Below are 20,225 nucleotides of genomic sequence, written 5' to 3'. Positions count from 1 at the left end.
TCGATGACAAGCGCACAGTTACTGTTCCTGTTGATCGTGTTCGCGGTCGTCTGCGGCCTGGTGGGCGTTGGCATGATGCTGTTCGCGCCCGGCGCCCTGCAGACGCGTCTGGCCAGCTTCAAGGGCGGCACCGACGACAGCCAGGCCGATCGCAGCAGCTGGACCGAGCGCGTCGCGCGGGTGGTGCGGCCGCTGAGCCGGCTGTCGGTGCCGGAAGAGGGCTGGGAAAAATCGCCCTTGCGTACCCGCTTCATGAACGCCGGCTGGCGCAACCCGTCGGCGCCGGCGCTGTACTTCGCTTCCAAGACCATGCTGGCACTGTGCCTGCCGGCCCTCGCCGGCATCGTGCTGGCCTTCAAGCCCGCGCCCACGGCCAGTACCAACGTGCTGCTCCTGCTGCTGATGGCGTCCTGTGGCTACTACCTGCCCAATGTGGTGCTGAGGCGCATGGTCGAACGCCGCAAGCGCGAGATCTTCGAAACCATCCCGGACGCGCTCGATCTGCTCACCGTCTGCGTCGAGGCCGGCCTGAGCCTGGAGCGCGCCATGGTCAAGGTCGCGGGCGAAATCCACATCAAAAGCGTGACCCTGGCGCAGGAATTGCAACTGGCGCTGATGGAAATGCGCGCCGGTTTCAGCAAGGAGAAGGCGATGCGCAACTTCGCCCTGCGCATCGGCCTAGACGACGTCGATTCGCTGGTTGCCATGCTGATCCAGTCGGAGCGCTTCGGCACCAGCATCGGCGATGCCCTGCGCGTGTACTCCGACAACCTGCGCAACAAGCGCCGCATGATCGCCGAGGAGGCGGCCGCCAAAATCGGCCTGAAACTGCTGTTCCCGCTCATCTTCTGCATCTTTCCGACGCTGCTGATGGTGCTGGTGGGTCCTGCGGGCATCCAGCTCCGGCGCATGTTCAGCGCTGTCGGCGGCACTAATTGATATGAGTGGAGAGTCTTATGCGTACCCGAATCCTTGTGAGCGCCTTGTCCTTGCTATGCAGCGGCGTCCTGCTGGCTGGCTGCGGCAGCACGCTGCTGCGTGAGGACGCGGCGGCACCCGTCATGTCGTCTGCCGACGACGCCTATCTGCGCGGCCGCAACCTGCACCTCGAGCGCCGCTATGACGAAGCGATCGCTGCCTACCAGGCCGCGCTGCAGGCCGATGCCGGCCACGTCAATGCCAACAACGGCTTGGCGATCGCCTATGCCGAGCAGCGCGACTTCGCCAAAGCGATCCCGATCTGGCGCGCGCTGACCCAGGGCGCCCACCTGGGCTCGGGACGGGCCACCGCGTTCCTGTTCGGTAACCTGGGCTACGCCTATTTCTTGGCCGGTAACTACGACGAAGCCCAGGTCGCGCTCGAAAAGGCCTGCCTGCTCGACCCGCTCAATGCGCGCTCGTGGCAGTACCTGGGCGAGACCCTGCAAAAGCTCGGCCAGAACGAGCGCGCTCGCCAGATGCTGAGCCAGGCCAGTGCCCTGCGTGAGCACGATTTCCAGGCCGACTATGCGGCGGCCGGCGGCGGCAGCCGCATGCCCGCGCTCGAGCGGGCGGTGCAAGCCACGCAGGCGGGGCAGGCGCGGCCGGACCAGGAATGGGCGTTCGTCGAAGTGACCCGGGCACCAAGCGGCGTGCTCGAACTGCGCCGCGTGCTGCCCTCGGCACCGGCGCCGAAAGCGCCGCCACCATCGCTGCCGGATCCGGCACAGCCGGCCATCACCGCCGCGCTCGAGATCAGCAACGGCAACGGACGCCAGGGCATGGCCAGGCTGGTGTCGCGCCAGATCCGTGATCCCGGCGTGAAAATCGTGCGCCTGACCAACGAAAAGGGATACAAGGTGCGCCAGACCCGAATCGAATACCAGCCCGACTTCCGCGACCTCGCCGAGCGCCTGGCGCGGCGCTTCGGCACCGCCACTCCGGTCGAAGTCAGGATGGCCGGACGCGCCGACGTGCGCATGGTGATCGGCCACGACCTGCCGCCGCAGCGGCTTGCCTACCGGCCGGGAGCCGGCAGCGCCACCGTCATGGCAAGTACGCCTTGATGCGGGAGTGACTTTTTTGCAACGATATCGGGCGCCAGACTTAGCAGAAATTAGCAATAATTAAATTTCAATAAATTCGGAGAATTGCCATGACCTTTACTCGTCGTTTTCAGTCCGCCATTGCTCAATCCGTTATCGCCGGCACCTTGCTGGTCTCGGTCGTCGCCTGCGCCCCGACCGCTACCCGTGAAGGCACCGGCGAATACGTCGACGACAGCGTCATCACCACCAAGGTGAAAGCTGCCTATGCCGCCGACCCGACGGTCAAGGCGACCCAAGTGAAGGTGGAAACCTTCAAGGGCACCGTGCAGCTGAGCGGCTTCGTCGACTCGCCGGAGAGCGCCCGCCGTGCCGTCGAACTGGCACGCGGTATCAAGGGTGTGAAATCGGTCAAGAACGACACGGTCGTCCGTTAAGATCCGTATTACCCGAAGAACAGGCGGCCAGTGCCGCCTGTTTTTTTATGTCAGGCTTTGGCTCACTGCCAGCTGACCTTGCCGAAGCCGTCGGTGGTCGCATTGCGCGTCGCCGGCTTGCCGTACACGGTGGCCGAACCCATGCCGCTCATGCTGATGTTGGCGGCGGTCCTGGCGAACACGCTGGCGCCGCCCAGGCCCGACATGTCCAGGTCGACCGTATCCGCACGCAGCCCCTGCGCATCCAGCCCGCCGATGCCGCCCAAGTGCGCGCGCAGCAGCCGGGTTTTGCCATTGACCGTGATGTGGCCGGCGCCGCCCAGGTGCAGCTCGACCCGCTCCGCCTGTCCCGGATCGAGCGTCAGACCGCCGACCCCGCCCAGGCGCGCATCGACGTCGCGGTACTGCCCCGTGAACCGCACCGCGCCGGCGCCGTCCAGTGACAGGGTCACGCGGTTGCCGCTGAAGCCCGACAGCTCGCTCGAGCCGACACCCTGCGACACGAATTCCTGCAGGTTCGGCACCGTCAGGTCGGCGCGCAGGTCGCCGGCGCTGCCATTGATACGCAGGTTGTCGTCCATGTCGATGACCAGCGTGTCGCCGCGCTGGACAGTCCTGATCTTCGCCAGGTAGCGGCGCTCGCCGGACAGCACCAGCGAAGGCGGTCCCTGGCGCAGGTTGAGGCGGATGACGCCGCCCAGGTGGACTTTCGAGACGGCGGCGTCGATGTTGCGGGTTTCCCGCACGACGTCGTCGGCCACGGCGCCGTGCATCGCCAGCGACAGGGTGATGGCCAGCAGGGCGCTGCCGAGGATCTTGTTCATGGGATGTCTCCAGTAGTGATCGCTTGCATCCACTATAGGCATGCCCTGCAGTGCCGGCAGCGTAATTGCGACAGGCTGCGCCATCGGCGGCATGGAACGTCATATCCGGCGGTTTCAGGACTGCAGAGCGTCCCACGCCAGCCCGAACCTGGCCAGGTATTTCTTGAGCCGGTCGGCATCGTTCGGCTGGCGCTTGGCCTGGCGCGAGACGGCGAACAGGCTGCGTCCCGCTTCCGACAGCGACTTCGATGCGCGGCACACGCGTATTACCGCTTGCAGCTGCAGCGCATCGAAGCGGTCGAGCTGCGCCGCCACGGCCTCGCCCAGCAGCGCATCGAGGTCGACCGCATCGCCGTCCCCGGCCTGCAAGCCGTCCGCCGGTCCGGCAATGGCCGGCTGCCACAGGCGTGCCAGGCGCAGCGCCTCGGCGTCGACGATCTCGCCGGTGATGCGTCCGGCCTCGGCCAGCGTGGCCATACGCGTCATCGAAGCCGACAGGTCACGGAAGTTGCCGCTCCAGCGCGCCTGTGCCGACATGGCGAAGCGCATATAGCGGTCGCGCGCCTCCTTGTTGAAACGGACCATCTGCCCATGCTCGGCGCCAAAGGCGCGCAGCAGGTAATCGATGTTCGGCTCGATGTCTTCGCGCCGCTCGCCCAGTCCTGGCAATTCGTAGGTCCACAGGTTGATGCGCGCGAACAGATCGTCGCGGAAACGCCCGCGCGCGACTTCCCGCGCCAGGTCGCGGTTGGTGCCGGCGATCAGCTGGAAATCGCTGTGCACTTCATGGTCGGCGCCGACCGGCAAGAAGCGCTTTTCCTCGATCGCCTTGAGCAGCATGGCCTGCTCGTCCAGGCCCAGCTCGCCGATCTCGTCCAGGAACAGCAGGCCCTTTCCGGCGCTGCGCAGCAGGCCGGCGCGCTCGCTCGCCGCGCCCGTGAATGCGCCCTTGACGTGGCCGAACAGCGTCGACGCCGCCCCGTCGCCGTGCAGGGTGGCGCAGTTGATCTCGACGAACCTGCCGTCGAGCTGGCGCCGTGCCTTCTTCAATTCATACAGGCGCCGCGCCAGGAACGACTTGCCGGCGCCGGTGGGACCCATCAGCAGCATCGGCGCGCGCGACTTGATCGCCACCCGCTCGATCTCGTCGATCATCGCATTGAAGCGCGGATTGCGGGTCGCGATGCCCGATTTCAAAAAGGCCACGCCTTCCTGCTGCTCGTGCGAAAAGCGCTGCGCGATCTGGTCGTACTTCGACAGATCGAGGTCGATCAGCGCAAACGAACCCGGCGCGCCGGGCGCATGGCGGCGTGGGGGCGACGTCTGCAGCAGGCGCCCCGGAAAATAATTCGCCTCGGTCATCAGGAACATGCAGATCTGGACCACGTGGGTACCGGTGGTGATGTGGACCCAGTATTCCTCGCGCTCGGGATCGAAGGGGTAGTCCCTGGCGAAATCGAACAGCGCACTGTAGACCTGTTCGAAATCCCAGGGATCGTCCAGCGCCAGCGTGTGCGACACCACCTGGGTTTCCGGCGACACCGCCCCCATATCCTCGATCACCTGCCGCACCAGGCCCTCGTAGCCGCGATTGCATAGCAGTTCGAAACGGTCGATGACCACATCCTCATGCTGGGTGAGAGCGACCGACGGCCGCCATTTTTCCCAGCGTGCGCTGCCCTTGCCGCTGTCGAGCTGGGTCCCGACGAAACCGATCACGACGATTTTCTTGTTCTTCATTTTATAAGGGTTTATACAATCGTATAAATTCTGGATATTTCATATTGGAATCCAAAATCGCCTTTGTCAACCTTCGTAAAACGTTTTTGCTTGCCAATCAAGCACTTGGCGTCGCGTTTGGTTGCCGTTGAAGTGCTGGCACGCCGCTTGCAAAAGAGAAGGGGCAAACAAGATAAACGAGATCAACGAAGAGGGAGAGCGATCATGGGCTGGATCATCAGCGTCGGCAGGGCCGGCAGCGCAACAAAACAAAAAAACGCACAGACAGGCGGCCAGGTCGTGTCGGTCAGCATCGACGTGCAGGGCGTACCGGCCCGCGTCAAGGTGTTCAACGACGCTGGCGCGGTCCCGGCCTGGCAGGCACGGCGCATCTGGCGCAACCTGCTGACCACCCTGGCCGATACCGAATAAGTCACAGACAAGCAATGCAGTCGACACGAGAGAGCACGATCATGAACCAAGCATACAAAGACCAGCACTACGACACCCTGGAGGTGGCTGGCGGCCGTCCGGTCAAGATGTGGACCCGCGGCGTCCCGGTCGAAGAAGAAGCCAAACAGCAGCTGGCGAACACCGCGCGCATGCCCTTCATCTACAAGCACATGGCCGCCATGCCCGACGTCCACCTGGGCAAGGGGTCGACCATCGGCAGCGTGATCCCGACCCTGGGTGCGGTGATCCCGGCCGCGGTCGGCGTCGACATCGGCTGCGGCATGATGGCGGCCAAGACCACGCTGAGCGCGAACGACCTGCCGGACAACCTGGGACCGCTGCGCAGCGCGATCGAGCGCTCGGTACCGCACGGGATGTCGCCCAAGACGCGCGGCTTCAAGGGACGCGACAAAGGTTCGTGGGACACGCCGCCGCATGCGGTCGACACGGCCTGGATGGCGCTGAAAGACGAATTCGACGTCATCTGCCAGAAGACCCCGAAGCTGAAGAACACGAATAACTACAAGCACCTGGGCACGCTCGGCACCGGCAACCACTTCATCGAGATCTGCCTCGATGAAGAAGGCTTCGTCTGGTTCATGCTGCACTCGGGCTCGCGCGGCGTCGGCAACGCGATCGGCAGCCATTTCATCGAAGTGGCCAAGCAGGACATGCGCACCCACATCGCCAACCTGCCCGACAAGGACCTGGCCTACCTGAAGGAGGGCACGCAGCACTACGACGACTACGTCGAGGCGGTCGGCTGGGCGCAGAAGTTCGCGCGCATGAACCGCGAAGTCATGATGCGCAACCTGATCGCGGCCGTGCGCACAGTGATCCACAAGCCGTTCGAGACGCACCTGGAAGCGGTGAACTGCCACCACAACTACGTGCAGAAGGAACAGCACTTCGGCCAGGAAGTGCTGGTCACGCGCAAGGGTGCGGTGTCGGCGCGCGCGGGCGAACTGGGCATCATTCCGGGCTCGATGGGCGCGAAGAGTTATATTGTGCGCGGCAAGGGCAATCCGGACAGTTTTCATAGCTGCAGCCACGGTGCCGGCCGCACGATGAGCCGCACCGAGGCCAAGCGTCGCTATTCGGTCGAGGACCAGGTGCGCGCCACCGAAGGCGTCGAATGCCGCAAGGATGCCGCCGTGATCGACGAGATCCCGATGGCCTACAAGGACATCGACGCCGTGATGCAGGCGCAGAGCGACCTGGTCGAAGTGGTGCATACGCTCAAGCAGATCGTATGCGTGAAGGGGTAAAGGAGATGGGGATGATCGAACTGGATGGCGCATTGGGCGAGGGCGGCGGCCAGATCCTGCGCACGTCGCTGACGCTGGCCATGATCACCGGTCAGCCGTTCCGCATCCGGCGCATCCGCGCCAACCGCAGCAAGCCGGGCCTGATGCGCCAGCACCTGGTGGCGGTGCAGGCCGCCGCCCAGGTCTGCGGCGCCGACGTGAGCGGGGCAAGCCTCGGCAGCCAGGAGCTGGAATTCATCCCGGGCACGCTGCGCGGCGGCGACTACCGCTTCGCGATCGGCAGCGCCGGCAGCTGCACGCTGGTGCTGCAGACGGTGCTGCCGGCGCTGCTGTACGCCGAGGTGCCGTCGACGCTGCGCGTGTGCGGCGGCACCCACAATCCGATGGCGCCGCCGGTGCAGTTCCTGCAGCGTGCCTGGTGCCCGCGCATGGCCGAGATGGGCGCGCAGATCGACTTGCAGCTGGAGCGTTTCGGCTTCTATCCGGCCGGCGGCGGCGAAGTCGTCGCCACGGTCCAGCCGTGCGCCCGACTGGCGCCGCATGAATGGATGACGCGCGGCGAGCGCAGGCAGGGATATGCGGAGAGCTTCACGGCCGGTATCCCGGCGCGCGTCGCCCAGCGTGAACTGGAGTGCGTCGGCCAGGGCATGAACTGGAGCGAAGACCAGTTATTCGCGCGCCGCCTGCCCGACGAGCAGGGGCCGGGCAATGCGCTGATGCTGACCCTCGAGTACGAGCACGTGACCGAAGTCTTCACCACCTTCGGCGAAAAATCGGTCACCGCGGAAAACGTCGCGCGCCAGGCGGTCGGTCAGGCGCGCCGCTATATCGCCAGCGGCGCCGCCGTCGCCGAATACCTGGGCGACCAGCTGATGCTGCCGCTGGCACTGGCGGGCGGCGGCGGCTTCACGGTGGACCAGGCTTCGCTGCATGCGCGCACCAACGCCGAGGTGATCGAGCTGTTCCTGCCGGTGCGCTTCCACTTCACGCACCGCGACGGCCTCGATTGCTGCGTGGTCGAGCCGCGCTGACGCCAGGCTGGTCTCAGGCGGTGGCCTGGCGCCAGCCGGCGTCGCGCAGCCGCTTCAGTTCCGGCCGCGGCGGCAAGTCTTCGGGCAGGCGCAGTGCCCACACCAGACCCAGGCGGCGCAGGCCGCACAGCAGCCACCAGCCCGGGTCCCATTCACCCTGGTACAAACCCAGCCGCGCCGATCCTGGAAACGCGTGATGGTTGTTGTGCCAGCACTCGCCCATCGTCAGCAGCGACGTGAAGCGGATGTTGCGGCCCTGGACCGCGGCGCTTTCCACCTCGTGGTGCATGCCGCCGTGGTTGTGGGCAAAGTAACCGATCAGCCAGTGGCCGAGGATGCCCGCCGTCACCCGCGCGCACACGCCCCACACCACGAAACCCCAGCCGCCCCAGGCATACAGCAGCAAGGCCGGCGGCAGTTGCTGCAGCATCCAGGTACGCTCGAGCCAGGCCAGCACGCGGTCGCCGGCGATGCGCGGCTCGAGGAGCACGGCCGGTTCGCGCGCGAGCACCAGGTCGCAGTGGATCTGCCACCAGAAATCGCGCCAGAACCCCGCGCCATGACGCAGGTAGGAGTGGCAATCTGGCTGGCGCTGGGCGTAGTCGCGCAGTTCGTGCTGGCGCAGCAGGCCGAGCGGACCGGCCAGCCCGACCAGCACGCCGCACCAGACCAGTAAATAGCCGAGCCAGGCCGGGCATTGAAAACTGTCGTGGATCAGCTTGCGGTGGCTGCCCAGCGAGTGCCCGAGCAGCAGCACGGCGGCGGTCGACAGCGCAAACAGCAGCAGGCCGCGCCAGCTCGCGTACACGGCGCCGCCGCCAAGCGCCGCCAGTGCCATCGCACTGAACCAGAGCGATTTTTTCCATGCATAGCGGACGTGACCGTCCACCAGGTCGCGGCTGGAAGTGGCGTGAACGCGGTGCGTGTGCCGGTCGGGATCCTGCATGCATGACCTCGCGAATAGGTGGGCGAATGCGTGTTCCATAAGTTAGCCGGCAACGATGGTGCCGTCAAACACTGCATGGTGTCTTGCACACGTTTGACGGACCGCATACCTGCCACATGTCCACGGAACCGGCCATGAACGCCGCACTTAAATGCATATCCAGCTTCCATGACACGCGTTGCGCTTCCTTCTGTCGGCAAAAAGCGCCGACGCCGATGATGTGGAGGAGTAGATCATGCGAAATCCTGGAATCCTGGTCGCGTTGGCGGGTGCCGGTGCCGCCGCGCTGCTGGCCTTGTCCCCAAGCTCCGCCGAGAAGGGCTCAGCACCGTCTGCCTTCGATCCCCTGTTCGCCCGCGGCGCCAGCTGCACCCCGCCCCAGGCCGGCCATCCGATCCTGCTCGCCAGCCTGCTGCAAGTCCAGAACCAGCTCCAGCCGCCGCCGACCGAAACGCGTCCCTTCCAGCCCGGCCAGCAATTGCCCGCGCAGGCCGACGGCAGCGCCGACAGTCCACCGCCGCTGTACAAGGACCTGGGTAGATTCCACCTGCCGATCACCACCCGCAGCAGGCAGGCCCAGGCCTATTTCGACCAGGGCATCCGCCTGGCCTTTGCCTTCAACCATGCCGAAGCCGCACGCGCCTTCCGCGCCGCCCAGCAGGCCGATCTCGGCTGCGCCATGTGCTACTGGGGAGAGGCGCTGGTGCTGGGCCCCAACATCAATGCGCCGATGTTCCCGCAGGCGGTGGCCCCGGCCTATGCCGCGGCCAGCAAGGCCGTCAGCCTGGCCGGTACGGCCACGCCGCACGAGCAGGCCGTGATCCGCGCCGTCGCCAAACGCTACGCCGAGGCGCCGCCGGCAGACCGCAAGTCGCTCGACCAGGCCTATGCCGACGCCATGGGCGAGGCGGCGCGCGCTTTTCCCAGCCACGACACGATCCAGGTCCTGTACGCCGAAGCACTGATAGACCTGTCGCCCTGGGATTACTGGCAGGCCGGCGGCACCCAGCCCAAGGGCCGCACGCCGGAGATGATCGCCGCCCTCGAGCGCGTGCTGGCGCACAACCCGAACCACCCGGGCGCCGCCCACTACTACATCCACGCGGTGGAAGCCTCGTCCAACCCCGAGCGCGCCTTGCCCTACGCGCGCCTGCTGGCCAGGCAGATCCCCGGCGCCGGCCACATCGTGCACATGCCCTCGCATATCTATTACCGGCTCGGCCTGTATAAAGAGTCGCTGGACGCCAACCTGCAGGCGGTGGCCGTCGACGAGCGCTACTTCGGCCGCTTGGGCAGCGACCCGGTCTACAAGGGCGCCTACTACCCGCACAATATCCACTTCGTGATGGTCTCCGCCTTGATGGGCGGCGACGGCAAGACAGCACTCGACGCCGCGCATAAACTGGATAAATCGTTACCGCCCGAACTGGTGGCGAAATTCCCGCTGATCCAGCCGGTGAAGGCGGCGCCATACTTCTCGCACGTGCAGTTCAGCAGTGCCGACACGCTGGTCGCGTTGCCGGACCCCGGCCCGGATCTGGTGCTGGTGCAGGCGATGTGGCATTACGCGCGCGCGGTCGGCTTCGCGCGCAAGGGCATGGCGCCCGAGAGCCGGCGCGAGATCGATGCCCTGGGCACCATGGAGCGCAGCGCCGACTTCAAGCCGTTTGCCGCCTGGGGCATCCCGGCCCAGGACATCGTCAGGACCGCGCGCTACGTCGCCACCGGCCGCCTGGCCGATGCGCGCGGCGACCTGCCGCTGGCGCTGGCCGCCTACCGGCAGGCGGTCGCGGTGCAGGACGGACTGCCCTACATGGAGCCGCCGTACTGGTACTACCCGGCGCGGCAGTCGCTCGGCGTGGCCCTGCTGCGCGCCGGCCGGCTGGACGATGCGGAAGACGTGTTCCGCGCATCGCTGGCGCGCACGCCGAGCAATGGCTGGGCGCTACGCGGGTTGATGGAGGTGTATAGGCAGCGTGGGGATGCGGTGTCGCTGCAGCTGGCGCAGCGGCGTTTCGAGACGACCTGGCTGGGGAAGGGCGGGGAGCCGGCGCTGGCGCAGCTGTAAGCGGCGTGTCGAGCAGTGCAGAAAGCAAAAAGCCCAACCATGTAGGCTGGGCTTTCGCGTGAATCTTGGTGCCGGCTGCAGGACTCGAACCCGCCACCTGATGATTACAAATCAACTGCTCTACCTGATGAGCTAAGCCGGCAATGTGGCCAGAATTATACCGCTATTTGATGCGGGTCAACGTAGGCCGGCCACCTTTTTTCGGTGGCTCATTGTCACCGTCGGGCAGATGCGACACTTCCGATGCCGTCTTGGCGGGGACGGCAGCCAATCCCGGCGCTGCCGGCTCGGCGGCGGGGGCCGGTGCCGGCGCGGAGGCCAGCGTCGGGGCAGAGGCCGGCGGGGCCATCTCGGCCGCCGTCGTGCTCACCTCGAAGGCCATGCCCTGGCCGTTTTCGTTGGCATAGATCGCCAGCACGTTCTGCACCGGAATGTAGAGCTCGCGCGACACGCCGTTGAAGCGTGCGCGGAAGGTGATGGCGTCGTTGTCCATCTTCAGGCCCGAGGTGGCGCCGTAGCTGATGTTGAGGATGATCTCGCCCTTCTTCACGTATTCCATCGGAACCGTGGTCGCGGCGTCGACCTTGACCGCCAGATAGGGCGTATGGCCGCTGTCCGTGCACCATTCGTAGATGGCGCGCAGCAGGTACGGCTTGGTAGAGATGTCTGGCATGTTCGGCATTCGGGTTGCATCGAATTGCACGCCAGTGTAATCCGAATCGCCGCGGGGCGTCGAACAACTGGCGTGCAACGTTATCCCGCGAGCGGGACCGGTGCGCTTAACGGCGCATGACTTTCTCGGACGGGGTCAGCGCTTCGATGTAGGCCGGGCGCGAGAAAATGCGCTCGGCGTACTTCATCAGCGGGGCCGCGGTCTTCGACAGCTCGATGCCGTAGTGGTCGAGGCGCCACAGCAGCGGAGCGATCGCCACGTCCAGCATCGAGAACTCGTCGCCCAGCATGTACTTATTCTTCAGGAACAGCGGTGCCAGCGTGGTCAGGCGGTCGCGGATTTCGGCGCGGGCCCGGTCGTGGCTCTTGTCGGTCACCTTGTTGCGCTCGTTCTCGAGCGTGTTCACGTGCACGAACAACTCTTTCTCGAAGTTGAACAGCATCAGGCGCGCGCGCGCGCGCATCAGCGGGTCGGCCGGCATCAGTTGCGGATGCGGGAAGCGCTCGTCGATGTACTCGTTGATGATGTTCGATTCGTACAGGATCAGCTCGCGCTCGACCAGGATTGGCACCTGGCCGTACGGGTTCATCGTCGAGATGTCCTCGGGCTTGTTGAACAGGTCCACGTCGCGCACTTCGAAGTCCATGCCCTTTTCGAACAGGACCAGGCGGCAGCGCTGGGAGAACGGGCACGTGGTGCCGGAGTAGAGAACCATCATGGTTTATAGTTCCTTCAAGAAACAAAGGGGTGAAGGCCAAATGGCTCACCCCGAATAGACATTGCCCGCATTATAACCGGGCAATCAAATCACTTTACATCTTTCCAATATGAAGCATTCAGACGCCAGGCAAGGAAAGCGAACAAGGACAGGAACAGTACCACGACCGCACCCAGGCGCTTGCGCAAGTCGCGGGTCGGTTCGGCCATCCATTCCATGTACGCCACCAGGTCGGCGACCTGGGTGTCGAACTCCGGCTGGCTCAGGCTGCCCGGCGTGACTTGCGCGAAGCCGGCGAAACGGTGTACCGTCTTGCCCTTTTCGTGCGGATCGGGTTCCTCGACCATTTTCACGGTACGCACCCCCTGCAGTTGCCACAGCACGTGTGGCATGGCGACGTTCGGCACCACCAGGTTGTTCCATCCGGTCGGCCGGGTATCGTCCTTGTAGAAGGTGCGCAGGTAGGTATACAAATAGTCGCCGCCGCTGCCGGCACCGGATGCGCGCGCACGCGTGATCACCGACAGGTCCGGCGGCACCGCGCCGAACCAGGCCTTGGCATCATCGGCACGCATCGCGACTTTCATCATGTCGCCTACCTTCTCGCCCGAGAACAGCAGGTTGCCCTTGATCTGGTCTTCGCTCAAGCCCAGGTCCCGCAGGCGATTGTAGCGCATCGACGATGCCGAATGACAGTTCAGGCAATAGTTGACGAACAACTTGGCGCCATTTTGCAGTGAGGCGATGTCGGTGCGCTCGGGGGCGCGGTCGAGCGGGAACGTACCTTCGTTGGCGAACACGAAGCCGGGCACCAGGGCCAGTACCGCGAGCAGTTTCTTCGTAAGATTCATGGTTGTCCTTTGGCTTGTCCTCAGTCGCGGTGCAATGCGGCGCTTCAATGCGCGGTCCAGGTCACACGCTTGGGCAGCGGCTTGAAGCGGCCCATCGTGCTCCACCATGGCATCAGGAGGAAGAAGCTGAAGTACAACAGCGTCGCCAGCTGGGCGATCAGCGTGTAGGTCGCGGTCGGCAGCTGGGTGCCGAGGTAGCCGAGCACCAGGAAGCAGACGAAGAACACGCCATACACGGCCTTGTGCCAGCCCGGGCGGTAGCGGATCGAGCGCACCGGCGAGTGATCCAGCCACGGCAGCAGGGCCAGGATCACGACGGCCGAGCCGAACAGCACCACGCCCCAGAATTTCGCGTCCAGCACCTGCGGCAGCATGCCGATCTCGACCAAAACGGCCAGTACCGTGATCGCGATCTTGGTTTTATAGGACAGGCGCGAGCGCAGCCAGATGAACACGACGTAGGCGGCCAGGCCGGCCATCACCACCCACATGAAGTCGGAGGTGGTGGCGCGCAGCACCGAGTAGAACGGCGTGAAGTACCAGGTCGGCGCGATGTGCGGCGGCGTCTTCAGCGAGTCGGCCGGCAGGAAGTTGTTGTATTCCAGGAAGTAGCCGCCCATCTCGGGCGCGAAGAACACGATCGCGCTGTAGATCAGCAGGAACACCGAGACGCCGAAGAAATCCTTGGTCGTGTAGTAGGGGTGCGACGGAATCGTATCGACGCCATGGCCGTCCGGACCGAGGTTTTCCTTCACTTCGATGCCGTCCGGGTTGTTCGAGCCGACTTCGTGCAGCGCGATCAGGTGCGCCGCCACCAGGCCCAGCAGCACCAGCGGGATCGCGATCACGTGGAAGGCGAAGAAGCGGTTCAGGGTCGCGTCCGACACCACGTAGTCGCCACGGATCCACAGCGACAGGTCCTGGCCGATGACAGGGATGGCGCTGAACAGGTTGACGATGACTTGGGCGCCCCAGTAAGACATCTGGCCCCAGGGCAGCAGGTAGCCGAAGAAGGCTTCGGCCATCAGGCACAGGAAGGTGGCGAAGCCGAACAGCCAGATCAGTTCGCGCGGCTTGCGGTAGGAGCCGTACATCAGCGCCCGCGTCATGTGCAGGTAGACCACGATGAAGAAGGCCGAGGCGCCGGTCGAGTGCATGTAGCGTACCAGCCAGCCCCAGGGGACTTCCTTCATGATGTATTCGACCGAGCCGAACGCCAGGTTGGAATCCGGCTTGTAGTGCATCGTCAGGAAGATGCCGGTGACGATCTGGATCACCAGCACCAGCATCGCCAGCGAGCCGAAGATGTACCAGACGTTGAAATTCTTCGGTGCGTAGTAGCGACCCCATTGTTCCTGCCACAGCTTCGACAGCGGAAAGCGGTCGTCGACCCAGGCCAGGGCCTTCCGGCTCTTCGGCGCGTCGGCCGGGAGCTTGGTTTCCTTGAATGCAGCGCCCATCTTATGCCTCGCCTTTCTCGTCTTTGCCGATCACGATCCTGTTATCGGTCAGATACATGTACGGGGGGACATCGAGATTCACCGGCGCCGGCTTGTTCTTGAACACGCGGCCGGAGAGGTCGAAGGTGGAGCCGTGGCAGGGGCACAGGAAACCGCCGTGCCAGTCGTCAGGCAGGTTCGGCTGCGGGCCTTCCTGGAAGCGCGAGGAGGGTGAACAGCCCAGGTGGGAGCAGATGCCGACGACCACCAGCACGTCCTTGTGGTTTTCATACGCGCGGAACTCGTTCTTCGCGTAGCCGGGCATATCGATCTGGTAGCTCTTGTCGGACCCAGGATCGGCGACCAGGCTGTCGTTCTTTTTCAGGCTGGCCAGCATTTCGGGCGTGCGGCGCAGGATCCACACCGGCTTGCCGCGCCATTCGGCCACTTTCATTTCGCCGGGTTTGACGTCCGAGATATCGACCTCGACTGGAGCACCGGCCGCCTTGGCCCGTTCGGAAGGTTGAAGGGTACTGACCAGAACTCCGGCCGTTGAAACACCGACGACACCACCCGCCGCGCATGTAGCCACGAGCAAGCCTCGCCGGCCTGAATCGACCTGCTTCTCATTACTCATACCAACTCCATTCGTCAAATGCGAAATGTTGCACTGCAATGCATTGCAATACAGTAAAAGCCAATATTGCAACAATCGATTATATGTGAACAGTTTTGCAAATTAAAGAAAAAACGTTCCGGCGGCGAACTCTGCAATGCGCGTCGCGCGCCCACCGCTGCCGTCGGGTTGGCGCACCTTCCTGTATCATCGCCACGAGATAATCAAAGAACAAGGAGGGCGTCTAATGGCCATGCTGGAAGAATTCAGGAAATTCGCGATCAAGGGCAATGTGGTCGACCTGGCGGTCGGCGTGATCATCGGAGGCGCCTTTGGCCGCATTGTCGATTCACTGGTGCAGGACGTCATCATGCCGCCGATCGGCAAGCTGTTCGGCGGTCTCGATTTCGCCAGTTACTACATTCCGCTGAACCACCAGGCCTATGGCTTGCCGCTGGCCGAAGCGAAAAAGGCCGGCGCCGTGCTGGCCTACGGTAACTTTCTCACCATCCTGCTGAACTTCCTGATCCTGGCCTTCGTGATCTTCCAGATGGTGCGTCTGATGAATCGCCTGCGCAACTCCTTCCATCATCCGGACGAGGACAAGCCGGCCGCGCCGCCAGCGCCGCCGGAAGACATCCTGTTGCTGCGCGAAATCCGCGACTCCCTGAAAAAATAGATCCAGGCTCACGCCATGCGCCGCTACTGGCTCCTGTTCGCGCAAACCGTCACCATCGCGCTCGGCGTGTATGCGGTGATCGCGGCGCTGCGCCCGGCGTGGATCGAGCGGGCGCCGGCCCAGGTCGGAATCGGCACGCCCGGGCGCGCGATCCCGGTGCTGCAGGCGCCGGGCGGCGGCGCGCCGAACAGCTACCGCGACGCAGCCGGCAGGGCGATGCCGGCGGTGGTCAACATCCTGACCAGCAAGGCGCTGCGCGAGACGCATCCACTATTGAAAGATCCCTTTTTTAAACGTTTTTTCGGCGACAAGATGCCGCCGCAGGAACAGATGGCCAGCCTCGGTTCGGGCGTGATCGTCAGTGCCGAGGGCTACATCCTGACCAACAACCACGTGGTCGAGGGCGCCGACGAGATCGAGGTCGGCCTGGCCGACGGCAGGAAGGCCGAGGCCAGCGTGGTCGGCACCGATCCGGAAACTGACCTGGCCGTCATCCGCATCAAAGAGAAAAACCTGCCGGTGATCGTGCTCGGCGAACCGGACACGGCGAGGGTAGGGGATGTCGTGCTGGCGATCGGCAACCCGTTCGGGGTCGGCCAGACCGTCACCCTGGGCATCATCTCGGCGCTGGGCCGCAACAACCTGCACATCAACCACTTCGAGAATTTTATTCAGACCGACGCCGCCATCAACTTCGGCAACTCGGGCGGGGCACTGGTCGACAGCCGCGGCAACCTGCTCGGCATCAATTCGGCGATCTATTCGCAAACCGGCGGTTCGGTCGGCATCGGGTTCGCGATTCCGGTGTCGACCGCGAAGACCGTGCTGGACTCGATCGTCAAGCACGGCCAGGTGGTGCGCGGCTGGATCGGCATCGAATCCCAGGACATCACGCCGGAACTGGCCGGCAATTTCGGCCTCGGCCGCGACAGCGGCGCCATCATCGCCGGGGTCGTGCGCGGCGGGCCGGCCGACCGCGCCGGCATGCGGCCGGGCGACATCCTGCTGGCGGTGAAAGGGCGCAAGGTCGGCAACACCAACGACATGATGAACCTGATCGCCGCATTGCCGCCCGGAGAAAAGGCGCCGATGACCGTGATGCGCAAGAACCGCGAAACGACGCTGGCGGTGACGGTCGGACGGCGGCCGCGCCAGGCACCGTGATGCCCCGATTCTTTTATAACCTGTTACCGGAACTTCCATGCACCTGCGTGACCTGACGCAATTCCTAACCGAACTCAAAGACAACAATACGCGCCCCTGGTTCATCATGAACAAGCCCCGCTACGACATCCTGCGGGCTGAGTTCGTGGAAGTGCTGACCGAACTGATCCGGGAAATCGCCAAGTTCGACCGCCAGGTCGCGGCTTGCGACCCGAAGAAAGCGATATTCCGCTTCCAGCGCGATACCCGCTTTTCGAACGACAAGACACCGTATAAAAACCATTTTTCGGCCGGCATCGCGCCGGGGAATAAACGGCGTCCGAGCGAAGGCGGTGGCCCGACTTATTATTTCCACATCGAAGCCAACGGGACCCTGCTGTTCGGCGCCGGCGAATACCTGCCGCCGGCGGCGCGCCTGAAGGCGATCCGCGAACACGTGGTCAACGATGCGACAGGTTTTGCGAAAATGTTGAAGAATAAACATCTGCGCGAGACCTATGGCGACCTGAATCCGGAAGACAAGCTGCAACGTCCGCCGAAAGGTTTCGATCCGAACCATCCGCTGGTGGAATATCTGAAGCTCAAGAGCTATTTCGTCTGGATCGAGACCAAACTGGACATCAATGCGCCGGACAAACTGGTGCCCCAGCTCGCGCAGGGATTCAAGGATGCCACCGCGCTGGTGAACTGGCTGCGCGGGGTGCCGCAAACTTACGACGAGTAATGATTGGAGAGAAACATGGCCTTGCAACATGCAGTATCGGGTGAACGGATCGCACTACAGCGCGGCGAAGACGATATCGCCAACTTCACGTCGATCGCGTTGATCAAGACCGATCACATGGAATTGATCCGGCTGGTGCTGCCGAAGGACAAGCCCATGCCGGAACACTGGGTCGAGGGCGAAATGACCCTGCTGTGCCTGGAAGGCGAGATCGTGTTCCAGGCCCACGGCCGCAGCACGATCCTGAAGCCGAATGAAATGGTCTACCTGGCCGGCGGCGAACCGCACGCGATCAGCGCCAACCAGGACGCGGTGGGCCTGATGACCATCCTGCTGCACCCGGGTGACAATAGCGGCGGCCCGACCCGTACCGCCAATACCTGATGTAGGGTGGGCGGCTACATCGCGCGATCCGCATCGTGGTTGCGTGCATGCCGCCCACGCGTCCAACCACGTGTCGATCCGACGCGAACCTTACGCCAATTCATTGCGCGGATCCCGCGCCAGCAGCTGCCCGGCCATCTCGGCCGCCGGAATCCCGTCGAACAATACGCCCGCCACCGCATTCGTGATCGGCATGTCGACGCCCATCCGGCGCGCCAGTTCGCGCACCGCCTTGGCACACGGCACGCCTTCCGCCACATGGCCCAGCTCGCGCACGATGGTGTCCAGCTGCTTGCCTTCGGCCAGTGCCAGCCCGACGCGGCGGTTGCGCGACAAATCGCCGGTGCAGGTCAGGATCAGGTCGCCCATCCCGGTCAGGCCCATGAAGGTACCGGCATGCCCGCCCAATGCGGTGCCGAGCCGGGTGATTTCGGCCAGGCCGCGCGTGATCAGTGCCGCGCGCGCATTCAGGCCGAGACCGAGGCCGTCGGCCGCGCCGGTGGCGATGGCCAGGATATTTTTTACGGCGCCGCCGACTTCCACGCCGACCATGTCGTCGCAGGCATACACGCGCATATTGCCGCCATGCACCAGGCTGACCACGCGCTCGCGCAGTGCCGCCGAGGACGAGGCCACGGTCAGCGCGCACGGCAGTCCGCGCGCCACTTCCTGGGCGAAGGAGGGCCCGGACAGGGCAGCGCCGGCTACGCCGTCGCCCAGTACCTCATGCACGACCTGGTGCGGCAACAGGCCGGTGTCGTATTCAAACCCTTTGCATAGCCAGACGATGTTCGGGATCGGGCGCCCCTTCAGCGCCTGCAGCAGCGGGCGCAGGCCGGCCACCGGACAGGCGGCGATCAGCAGCGGGGTGGTGTCGGCGGATGCCGCCGCGCCGGTTACGTGGGCAATTGCGGCCTCGAAATCGGCGCTGACCTGCAATCCCTCGGGAAACGGAAAACCGGGCAGGTAATCGGTGTTCTCGCGCGCCGCGGCGCTGCGTTCCATTTGCGCCGGGTTGCGTCCCCACAGCAGCACGTCATGGCGTGCGGCCAGCGCGATCGCGACCGCCGTGCCCCAGGCGCCGGCGCCGAGGACGGTAATGTTCTGGACTGGTTTGGTGTCGTGCATGGTCATCAGATACCCCAGACGTCGGACGCCCTGACGTAGCCGCTGACGCCGTCGCGGTGGCGCACGCGCACCCAAGGACCGGCTTCCGGATCGACCAGTTCGAGCAAGACATTCTTGTCGGCCGTCATGACGACCGGCGCCGCATCGTCAGGCGTCGCCCGCACCTTGGCGGAAGCCACCTTGACGATCACGGTGCGCTTGGCCGACAAGCCTTTGATTTCGGTCCAGGCCATGTCGCCGGCGGCATCGCGCACCTTGACCCAGTCGCCGTAGCTGAGCACGACTTCGACCGGCATGCCGCTGGGAGCGACGAACAGCTTGCTGCCCTTGCTTGAGGGGGCATCGTAAAGAATCACGGAACGGGCGCCGACGCTCTTGAAGTCGAAGGCACTGGCGGCGAACGAAACCAGCAGCAGACAGCTACCGAGGATCAGGCAGGGAGTAAAACGCTTGCGGATGGACGGCATGCGGGCCTTTGGGAAGACGAAAGACGCCGAAAGGCAGGACAGGTGCCGGTGGCCTTCCACCAGGAAGACGGCCGGCACCAAGTAGACATCTACTACGATACGACGGTATTACTGGTTGCCGATCGGGGTGCCGGCGGTTGCTGCCTGCTCTGCCAGGGCCTGGCGGCGCTGCTGGTAGAACACCTCGAAATTGATCTCGGCCAGGTGGACCGGCGGGAAGCCGGCACGGGTGATCACGTCGGCGATGTTGCTGCGCAGGTAAGGATAAATGATGTTCGGGCAGCCGATGCCCAGCAGCGGATCCATCTGGTCAGCCGGGATGTTACGCGCTTCGAAGATACCACCCTGCTTGCCTTCGACCAGGAAAGCAACCTTGTCCTTGACCTTGGCGGTCACGGTGATGGTCACGGTCGATTCGTAGATGCCATCGGCAATCGCTTCGGCGCCGACGTCCAGCGAGACCTCGATGGTCGGGGCTTCCTGCTCGAGGAAGATCGCCGGGGAATTCGGTTGTTCCAGCGACAGATCCTTCAGGTAAATACGCTGGATTTGGAATACGGGTTGCAGGTTTTCGTCAGCCATGGAACGCTTTCGTTTAATTGTAAGAAGAAC

At 64.4% G+C, this 20,225-nt stretch carries 22 protein-coding genes and 1 tRNA gene; 11 read left to right on the top strand and 12 right to left on the bottom strand.

Features of this window, described 5'->3' with window-relative positions:
• Positions 1-3 precede the first annotated feature (3 nt).
• The 3 genes from U1H99_RS13430 (at position 4) to U1H99_RS13420 (ending at position 2,461) form a co-directional block, all read left to right on the top strand.
• The gene (locus U1H99_RS13430) at positions 4-939 is read left to right on the top strand and encodes a type II secretion system F family protein (protein WP_323142241.1); all 936 of its coding nucleotides are present in this window, start codon (positions 4-6) and stop codon (positions 937-939) included.
• A 17-nt stretch (positions 940-956) separates the two neighbouring features.
• The gene (locus U1H99_RS13425) at positions 957-2,045 is read left to right on the top strand and encodes a LytR C-terminal domain-containing protein (RefSeq protein ID WP_323142240.1); all 1,089 of its coding nucleotides are present in this window, start codon (positions 957-959) and stop codon (positions 2,043-2,045) included.
• Positions 2,046-2,134: 89 nt separating this feature from the next.
• The gene (locus U1H99_RS13420) at positions 2,135-2,461 is read left to right on the top strand and encodes a BON domain-containing protein (RefSeq protein ID WP_323142239.1); all 327 of its coding nucleotides are present in this window, start codon (positions 2,135-2,137) and stop codon (positions 2,459-2,461) included.
• Between the two features lie 62 nt (positions 2,462-2,523).
• Here U1H99_RS13420 and U1H99_RS13415 read toward each other — a convergent pair whose 3' ends face one another.
• The gene (locus tag U1H99_RS13415; RefSeq protein ID WP_323142238.1) at positions 2,524-3,285 is read right to left on the bottom strand and encodes a GIN domain-containing protein; all 762 of its coding nucleotides are present in this window, start codon (positions 3,283-3,285) and stop codon (positions 2,524-2,526) included.
• A gap of 114 nt (positions 3,286-3,399) precedes the next feature.
• On the bottom strand, positions 3,400-5,025 hold the full coding sequence (gene rtcR, locus U1H99_RS13410; protein ID WP_323142237.1) for an RNA repair transcriptional activator RtcR: 1,626 nt from the start codon (positions 5,023-5,025) through the stop codon (positions 3,400-3,402).
• A gap of 204 nt (positions 5,026-5,229) precedes the next feature.
• Between rtcR and U1H99_RS13405 the strand changes: the two genes are divergently transcribed.
• From U1H99_RS13405 to rtcA, 3 genes are read left to right on the top strand one after another with little or no spacing between them, the layout of a single operon-like run.
• Positions 5,230-5,436, top strand: coding sequence for a hypothetical protein (locus U1H99_RS13405; protein ID WP_323142236.1), 207 nt, complete (start codon positions 5,230-5,232; stop codon positions 5,434-5,436).
• Positions 5,437-5,477: 41 nt separating this feature from the next.
• On the top strand, positions 5,478-6,725 hold the full coding sequence (locus U1H99_RS13400) for an RtcB family protein (protein WP_323142235.1): 1,248 nt from the start codon (positions 5,478-5,480) through the stop codon (positions 6,723-6,725).
• A complete protein-coding gene (rtcA, locus tag U1H99_RS13395) occupies positions 6,710-7,756 on the top strand; it encodes an RNA 3'-terminal phosphate cyclase (RefSeq protein WP_375341613.1) in 1,047 nt (348 codons plus the stop codon). Before U1H99_RS13400 ends, rtcA begins: the two co-directional genes overlap by 16 nt.
• Positions 7,757-7,769: 13 nt before the next feature.
• On the opposite strand, the gene U1H99_RS13390 is transcribed toward rtcA, so the two are convergent.
• Positions 7,770-8,702: an acyl-CoA desaturase gene (locus U1H99_RS13390; RefSeq protein ID WP_323142233.1), complete on the bottom strand. Its 933-nt coding sequence runs from the start codon at positions 8,700-8,702 to the stop codon at positions 7,770-7,772.
• A 235-nt stretch (positions 8,703-8,937) separates the two neighbouring features.
• On the opposite strand from U1H99_RS13390, the gene U1H99_RS13385 reads away from it, so the two are divergent.
• Positions 8,938-10,770: a tetratricopeptide repeat protein gene (locus U1H99_RS13385; RefSeq protein ID WP_323142232.1), complete on the top strand. Its 1,833-nt coding sequence runs from the start codon at positions 8,938-8,940 to the stop codon at positions 10,768-10,770.
• Between the two features lie 66 nt (positions 10,771-10,836).
• Here U1H99_RS13385 and U1H99_RS13380 read toward each other — a convergent pair.
• From U1H99_RS13380 to petA, 6 genes are all read right to left on the bottom strand, one after another.
• A tRNA-Thr gene (locus U1H99_RS13380) sits at positions 10,837-10,912 on the bottom strand.
• Positions 10,913-10,933: 21 nt separating this feature from the next.
• Positions 10,934-11,443 (bottom strand): ClpXP protease specificity-enhancing factor, encoded by a 510-nt coding sequence (locus U1H99_RS13375; protein WP_323142231.1) that lies wholly within the window; start codon positions 11,441-11,443, stop codon positions 10,934-10,936.
• Positions 11,444-11,549: 106 nt separating this feature from the next.
• On the bottom strand, positions 11,550-12,161 hold the full coding sequence (locus U1H99_RS13370) for a glutathione S-transferase N-terminal domain-containing protein (RefSeq protein ID WP_141836099.1): 612 nt from the start codon (positions 12,159-12,161) through the stop codon (positions 11,550-11,552).
• Positions 12,162-12,250: 89 nt separating this feature from the next.
• Positions 12,251-13,012, bottom strand: a complete 762-nt coding sequence (locus U1H99_RS13365; protein WP_323142230.1) for a cytochrome c1 — start codon at positions 13,010-13,012, stop codon at positions 12,251-12,253.
• A 44-nt stretch (positions 13,013-13,056) separates the two neighbouring features.
• Entirely contained in the window at positions 13,057-14,472 is a 1,416-nt protein-coding gene (locus U1H99_RS13360; RefSeq protein ID WP_323142229.1) for a cytochrome b, read from the bottom strand.
• Between the two features lies 1 nt (position 14,473).
• Complete coding sequence (gene petA / locus U1H99_RS13355) at positions 14,474-15,088, bottom strand: ubiquinol-cytochrome c reductase iron-sulfur subunit (protein ID WP_323142228.1); 615 nt, start codon at positions 15,086-15,088, stop codon at positions 14,474-14,476.
• A gap of 226 nt (positions 15,089-15,314) precedes the next feature.
• On the opposite strand from petA, the gene mscL reads away from it, so the two are divergent.
• Genes mscL through U1H99_RS13335 form a run of 4 tightly spaced genes read left to right on the top strand, consistent with a single transcriptional unit; the run spans position 15,315 to position 18,018 of the window.
• The gene (gene mscL / locus U1H99_RS13350) at positions 15,315-15,746 is read left to right on the top strand and encodes a large conductance mechanosensitive channel protein MscL (protein ID WP_323142227.1); all 432 of its coding nucleotides are present in this window, start codon (positions 15,315-15,317) and stop codon (positions 15,744-15,746) included.
• A gap of 15 nt (positions 15,747-15,761) precedes the next feature.
• Positions 15,762-16,910 carry a Do family serine endopeptidase gene (locus tag U1H99_RS13345; RefSeq protein WP_323142226.1) on the top strand — a complete coding sequence of 383 codons (1,149 nt, stop codon included), beginning with the start codon at positions 15,762-15,764 and terminating at the stop codon, positions 16,908-16,910.
• 37 nt (positions 16,911-16,947) lie between these two features.
• The gene (locus U1H99_RS13340) at positions 16,948-17,634 is read left to right on the top strand and encodes a DUF2461 domain-containing protein (RefSeq protein ID WP_323142225.1); all 687 of its coding nucleotides are present in this window, start codon (positions 16,948-16,950) and stop codon (positions 17,632-17,634) included.
• A 15-nt stretch (positions 17,635-17,649) separates the two neighbouring features.
• Positions 17,650-18,018 carry a cupin domain-containing protein gene (locus U1H99_RS13335; RefSeq protein ID WP_323142224.1) on the top strand — a complete coding sequence of 123 codons (369 nt, stop codon included), beginning with the start codon at positions 17,650-17,652 and terminating at the stop codon, positions 18,016-18,018.
• Between the two features lie 90 nt (positions 18,019-18,108).
• On the opposite strand, the gene U1H99_RS13330 is transcribed toward U1H99_RS13335, so the two are convergent.
• The 3 genes from U1H99_RS13330 to secB form a co-directional block, all read right to left on the bottom strand.
• On the bottom strand, positions 18,109-19,152 hold the full coding sequence (locus U1H99_RS13330) for an NAD(P)H-dependent glycerol-3-phosphate dehydrogenase (protein ID WP_323142223.1): 1,044 nt from the start codon (positions 19,150-19,152) through the stop codon (positions 18,109-18,111).
• Positions 19,152-19,613, bottom strand: coding sequence for an SH3 domain-containing protein (locus tag U1H99_RS13325; protein ID WP_323142222.1), 462 nt, complete (start codon positions 19,611-19,613; stop codon positions 19,152-19,154). Before U1H99_RS13325 ends, U1H99_RS13330 begins: the two co-directional genes overlap by 1 nt.
• 108 nt (positions 19,614-19,721) lie before the next feature.
• A complete protein-coding gene (gene secB, locus U1H99_RS13320; protein WP_141836070.1) occupies positions 19,722-20,195 on the bottom strand; it encodes a protein-export chaperone SecB in 474 nt (157 codons plus the stop codon).
• Positions 20,196-20,225 lie beyond the last annotated feature (30 nt).

The organism is Massilia phyllosphaerae (genome assembly GCF_034659755.1).
In the GTDB taxonomy this organism is placed as follows: Bacteria; Pseudomonadota; Gammaproteobacteria; order Burkholderiales; family Burkholderiaceae_D; genus Telluria; species Telluria phyllosphaerae.
The sequence above is the reverse complement of the archived record's forward strand: the minus strand, read 5'-3'. Positions and strand labels throughout refer to the sequence as shown.

Excerpts from the sequence above, each read along its gene's own strand:
- U1H99_RS13430 (WP_323142241.1), top strand. The coding sequence starts at position 4 with ATGACAAGCGCACAGTTACTGTTCCTGTTGATCGTGTTCGCGGTCGTC.
- U1H99_RS13390 (WP_323142233.1), bottom strand. The coding sequence starts at position 8,702 with ATGCAGGATCCCGACCGGCACACGCACCGCGTTCACGCCACTTCCAGC.
- U1H99_RS13335 (WP_323142224.1), top strand. The coding sequence starts at position 17,650 with ATGGCCTTGCAACATGCAGTATCGGGTGAACGGATCGCACTACAGCGC.
- U1H99_RS13385 (WP_323142232.1), top strand. The coding sequence starts at position 8,938 with ATGCGAAATCCTGGAATCCTGGTCGCGTTGGCGGGTGCCGGTGCCGCC.
- U1H99_RS13405 (WP_323142236.1), top strand. The coding sequence starts at position 5,230 with ATGGGCTGGATCATCAGCGTCGGCAGGGCCGGCAGCGCAACAAAACAA.
- rtcA (WP_375341613.1), top strand. The coding sequence starts at position 6,710 with ATGCGTGAAGGGGTAAAGGAGATGGGGATGATCGAACTGGATGGCGCA.
- mscL (WP_323142227.1), top strand. The coding sequence starts at position 15,315 with ATGGCCATGCTGGAAGAATTCAGGAAATTCGCGATCAAGGGCAATGTG.
- U1H99_RS13330 (WP_323142223.1), bottom strand. The coding sequence starts at position 19,152 with ATGACCATGCACGACACCAAACCAGTCCAGAACATTACCGTCCTCGGC.
- U1H99_RS13425 (WP_323142240.1), top strand. The coding sequence starts at position 957 with ATGCGTACCCGAATCCTTGTGAGCGCCTTGTCCTTGCTATGCAGCGGC.
- petA (WP_323142228.1), bottom strand. The coding sequence starts at position 15,088 with ATGAGTAATGAGAAGCAGGTCGATTCAGGCCGGCGAGGCTTGCTCGTG.
- U1H99_RS13365 (WP_323142230.1), bottom strand. The coding sequence starts at position 13,012 with ATGAATCTTACGAAGAAACTGCTCGCGGTACTGGCCCTGGTGCCCGGC.
- U1H99_RS13375 (WP_323142231.1), bottom strand. The coding sequence starts at position 11,443 with ATGCCAGACATCTCTACCAAGCCGTACCTGCTGCGCGCCATCTACGAA.
- U1H99_RS13400 (WP_323142235.1), top strand. The coding sequence starts at position 5,478 with ATGAACCAAGCATACAAAGACCAGCACTACGACACCCTGGAGGTGGCT.
- U1H99_RS13325 (WP_323142222.1), bottom strand. The coding sequence starts at position 19,613 with ATGCCGTCCATCCGCAAGCGTTTTACTCCCTGCCTGATCCTCGGTAGC.
- U1H99_RS13360 (WP_323142229.1), bottom strand. The coding sequence starts at position 14,472 with ATGGGCGCTGCATTCAAGGAAACCAAGCTCCCGGCCGACGCGCCGAAG.
- U1H99_RS13415 (WP_323142238.1), bottom strand. The coding sequence starts at position 3,285 with ATGAACAAGATCCTCGGCAGCGCCCTGCTGGCCATCACCCTGTCGCTG.
- U1H99_RS13345 (WP_323142226.1), top strand. The coding sequence starts at position 15,762 with ATGCGCCGCTACTGGCTCCTGTTCGCGCAAACCGTCACCATCGCGCTC.
- U1H99_RS13420 (WP_323142239.1), top strand. The coding sequence starts at position 2,135 with ATGACCTTTACTCGTCGTTTTCAGTCCGCCATTGCTCAATCCGTTATC.
- secB (WP_141836070.1), bottom strand. The coding sequence starts at position 20,195 with ATGGCTGACGAAAACCTGCAACCCGTATTCCAAATCCAGCGTATTTAC.
- rtcR (WP_323142237.1), bottom strand. The coding sequence starts at position 5,025 with ATGAAGAACAAGAAAATCGTCGTGATCGGTTTCGTCGGGACCCAGCTC.
- U1H99_RS13370 (WP_141836099.1), bottom strand. The coding sequence starts at position 12,161 with ATGATGGTTCTCTACTCCGGCACCACGTGCCCGTTCTCCCAGCGCTGC.
- U1H99_RS13340 (WP_323142225.1), top strand. The coding sequence starts at position 16,948 with ATGCACCTGCGTGACCTGACGCAATTCCTAACCGAACTCAAAGACAAC.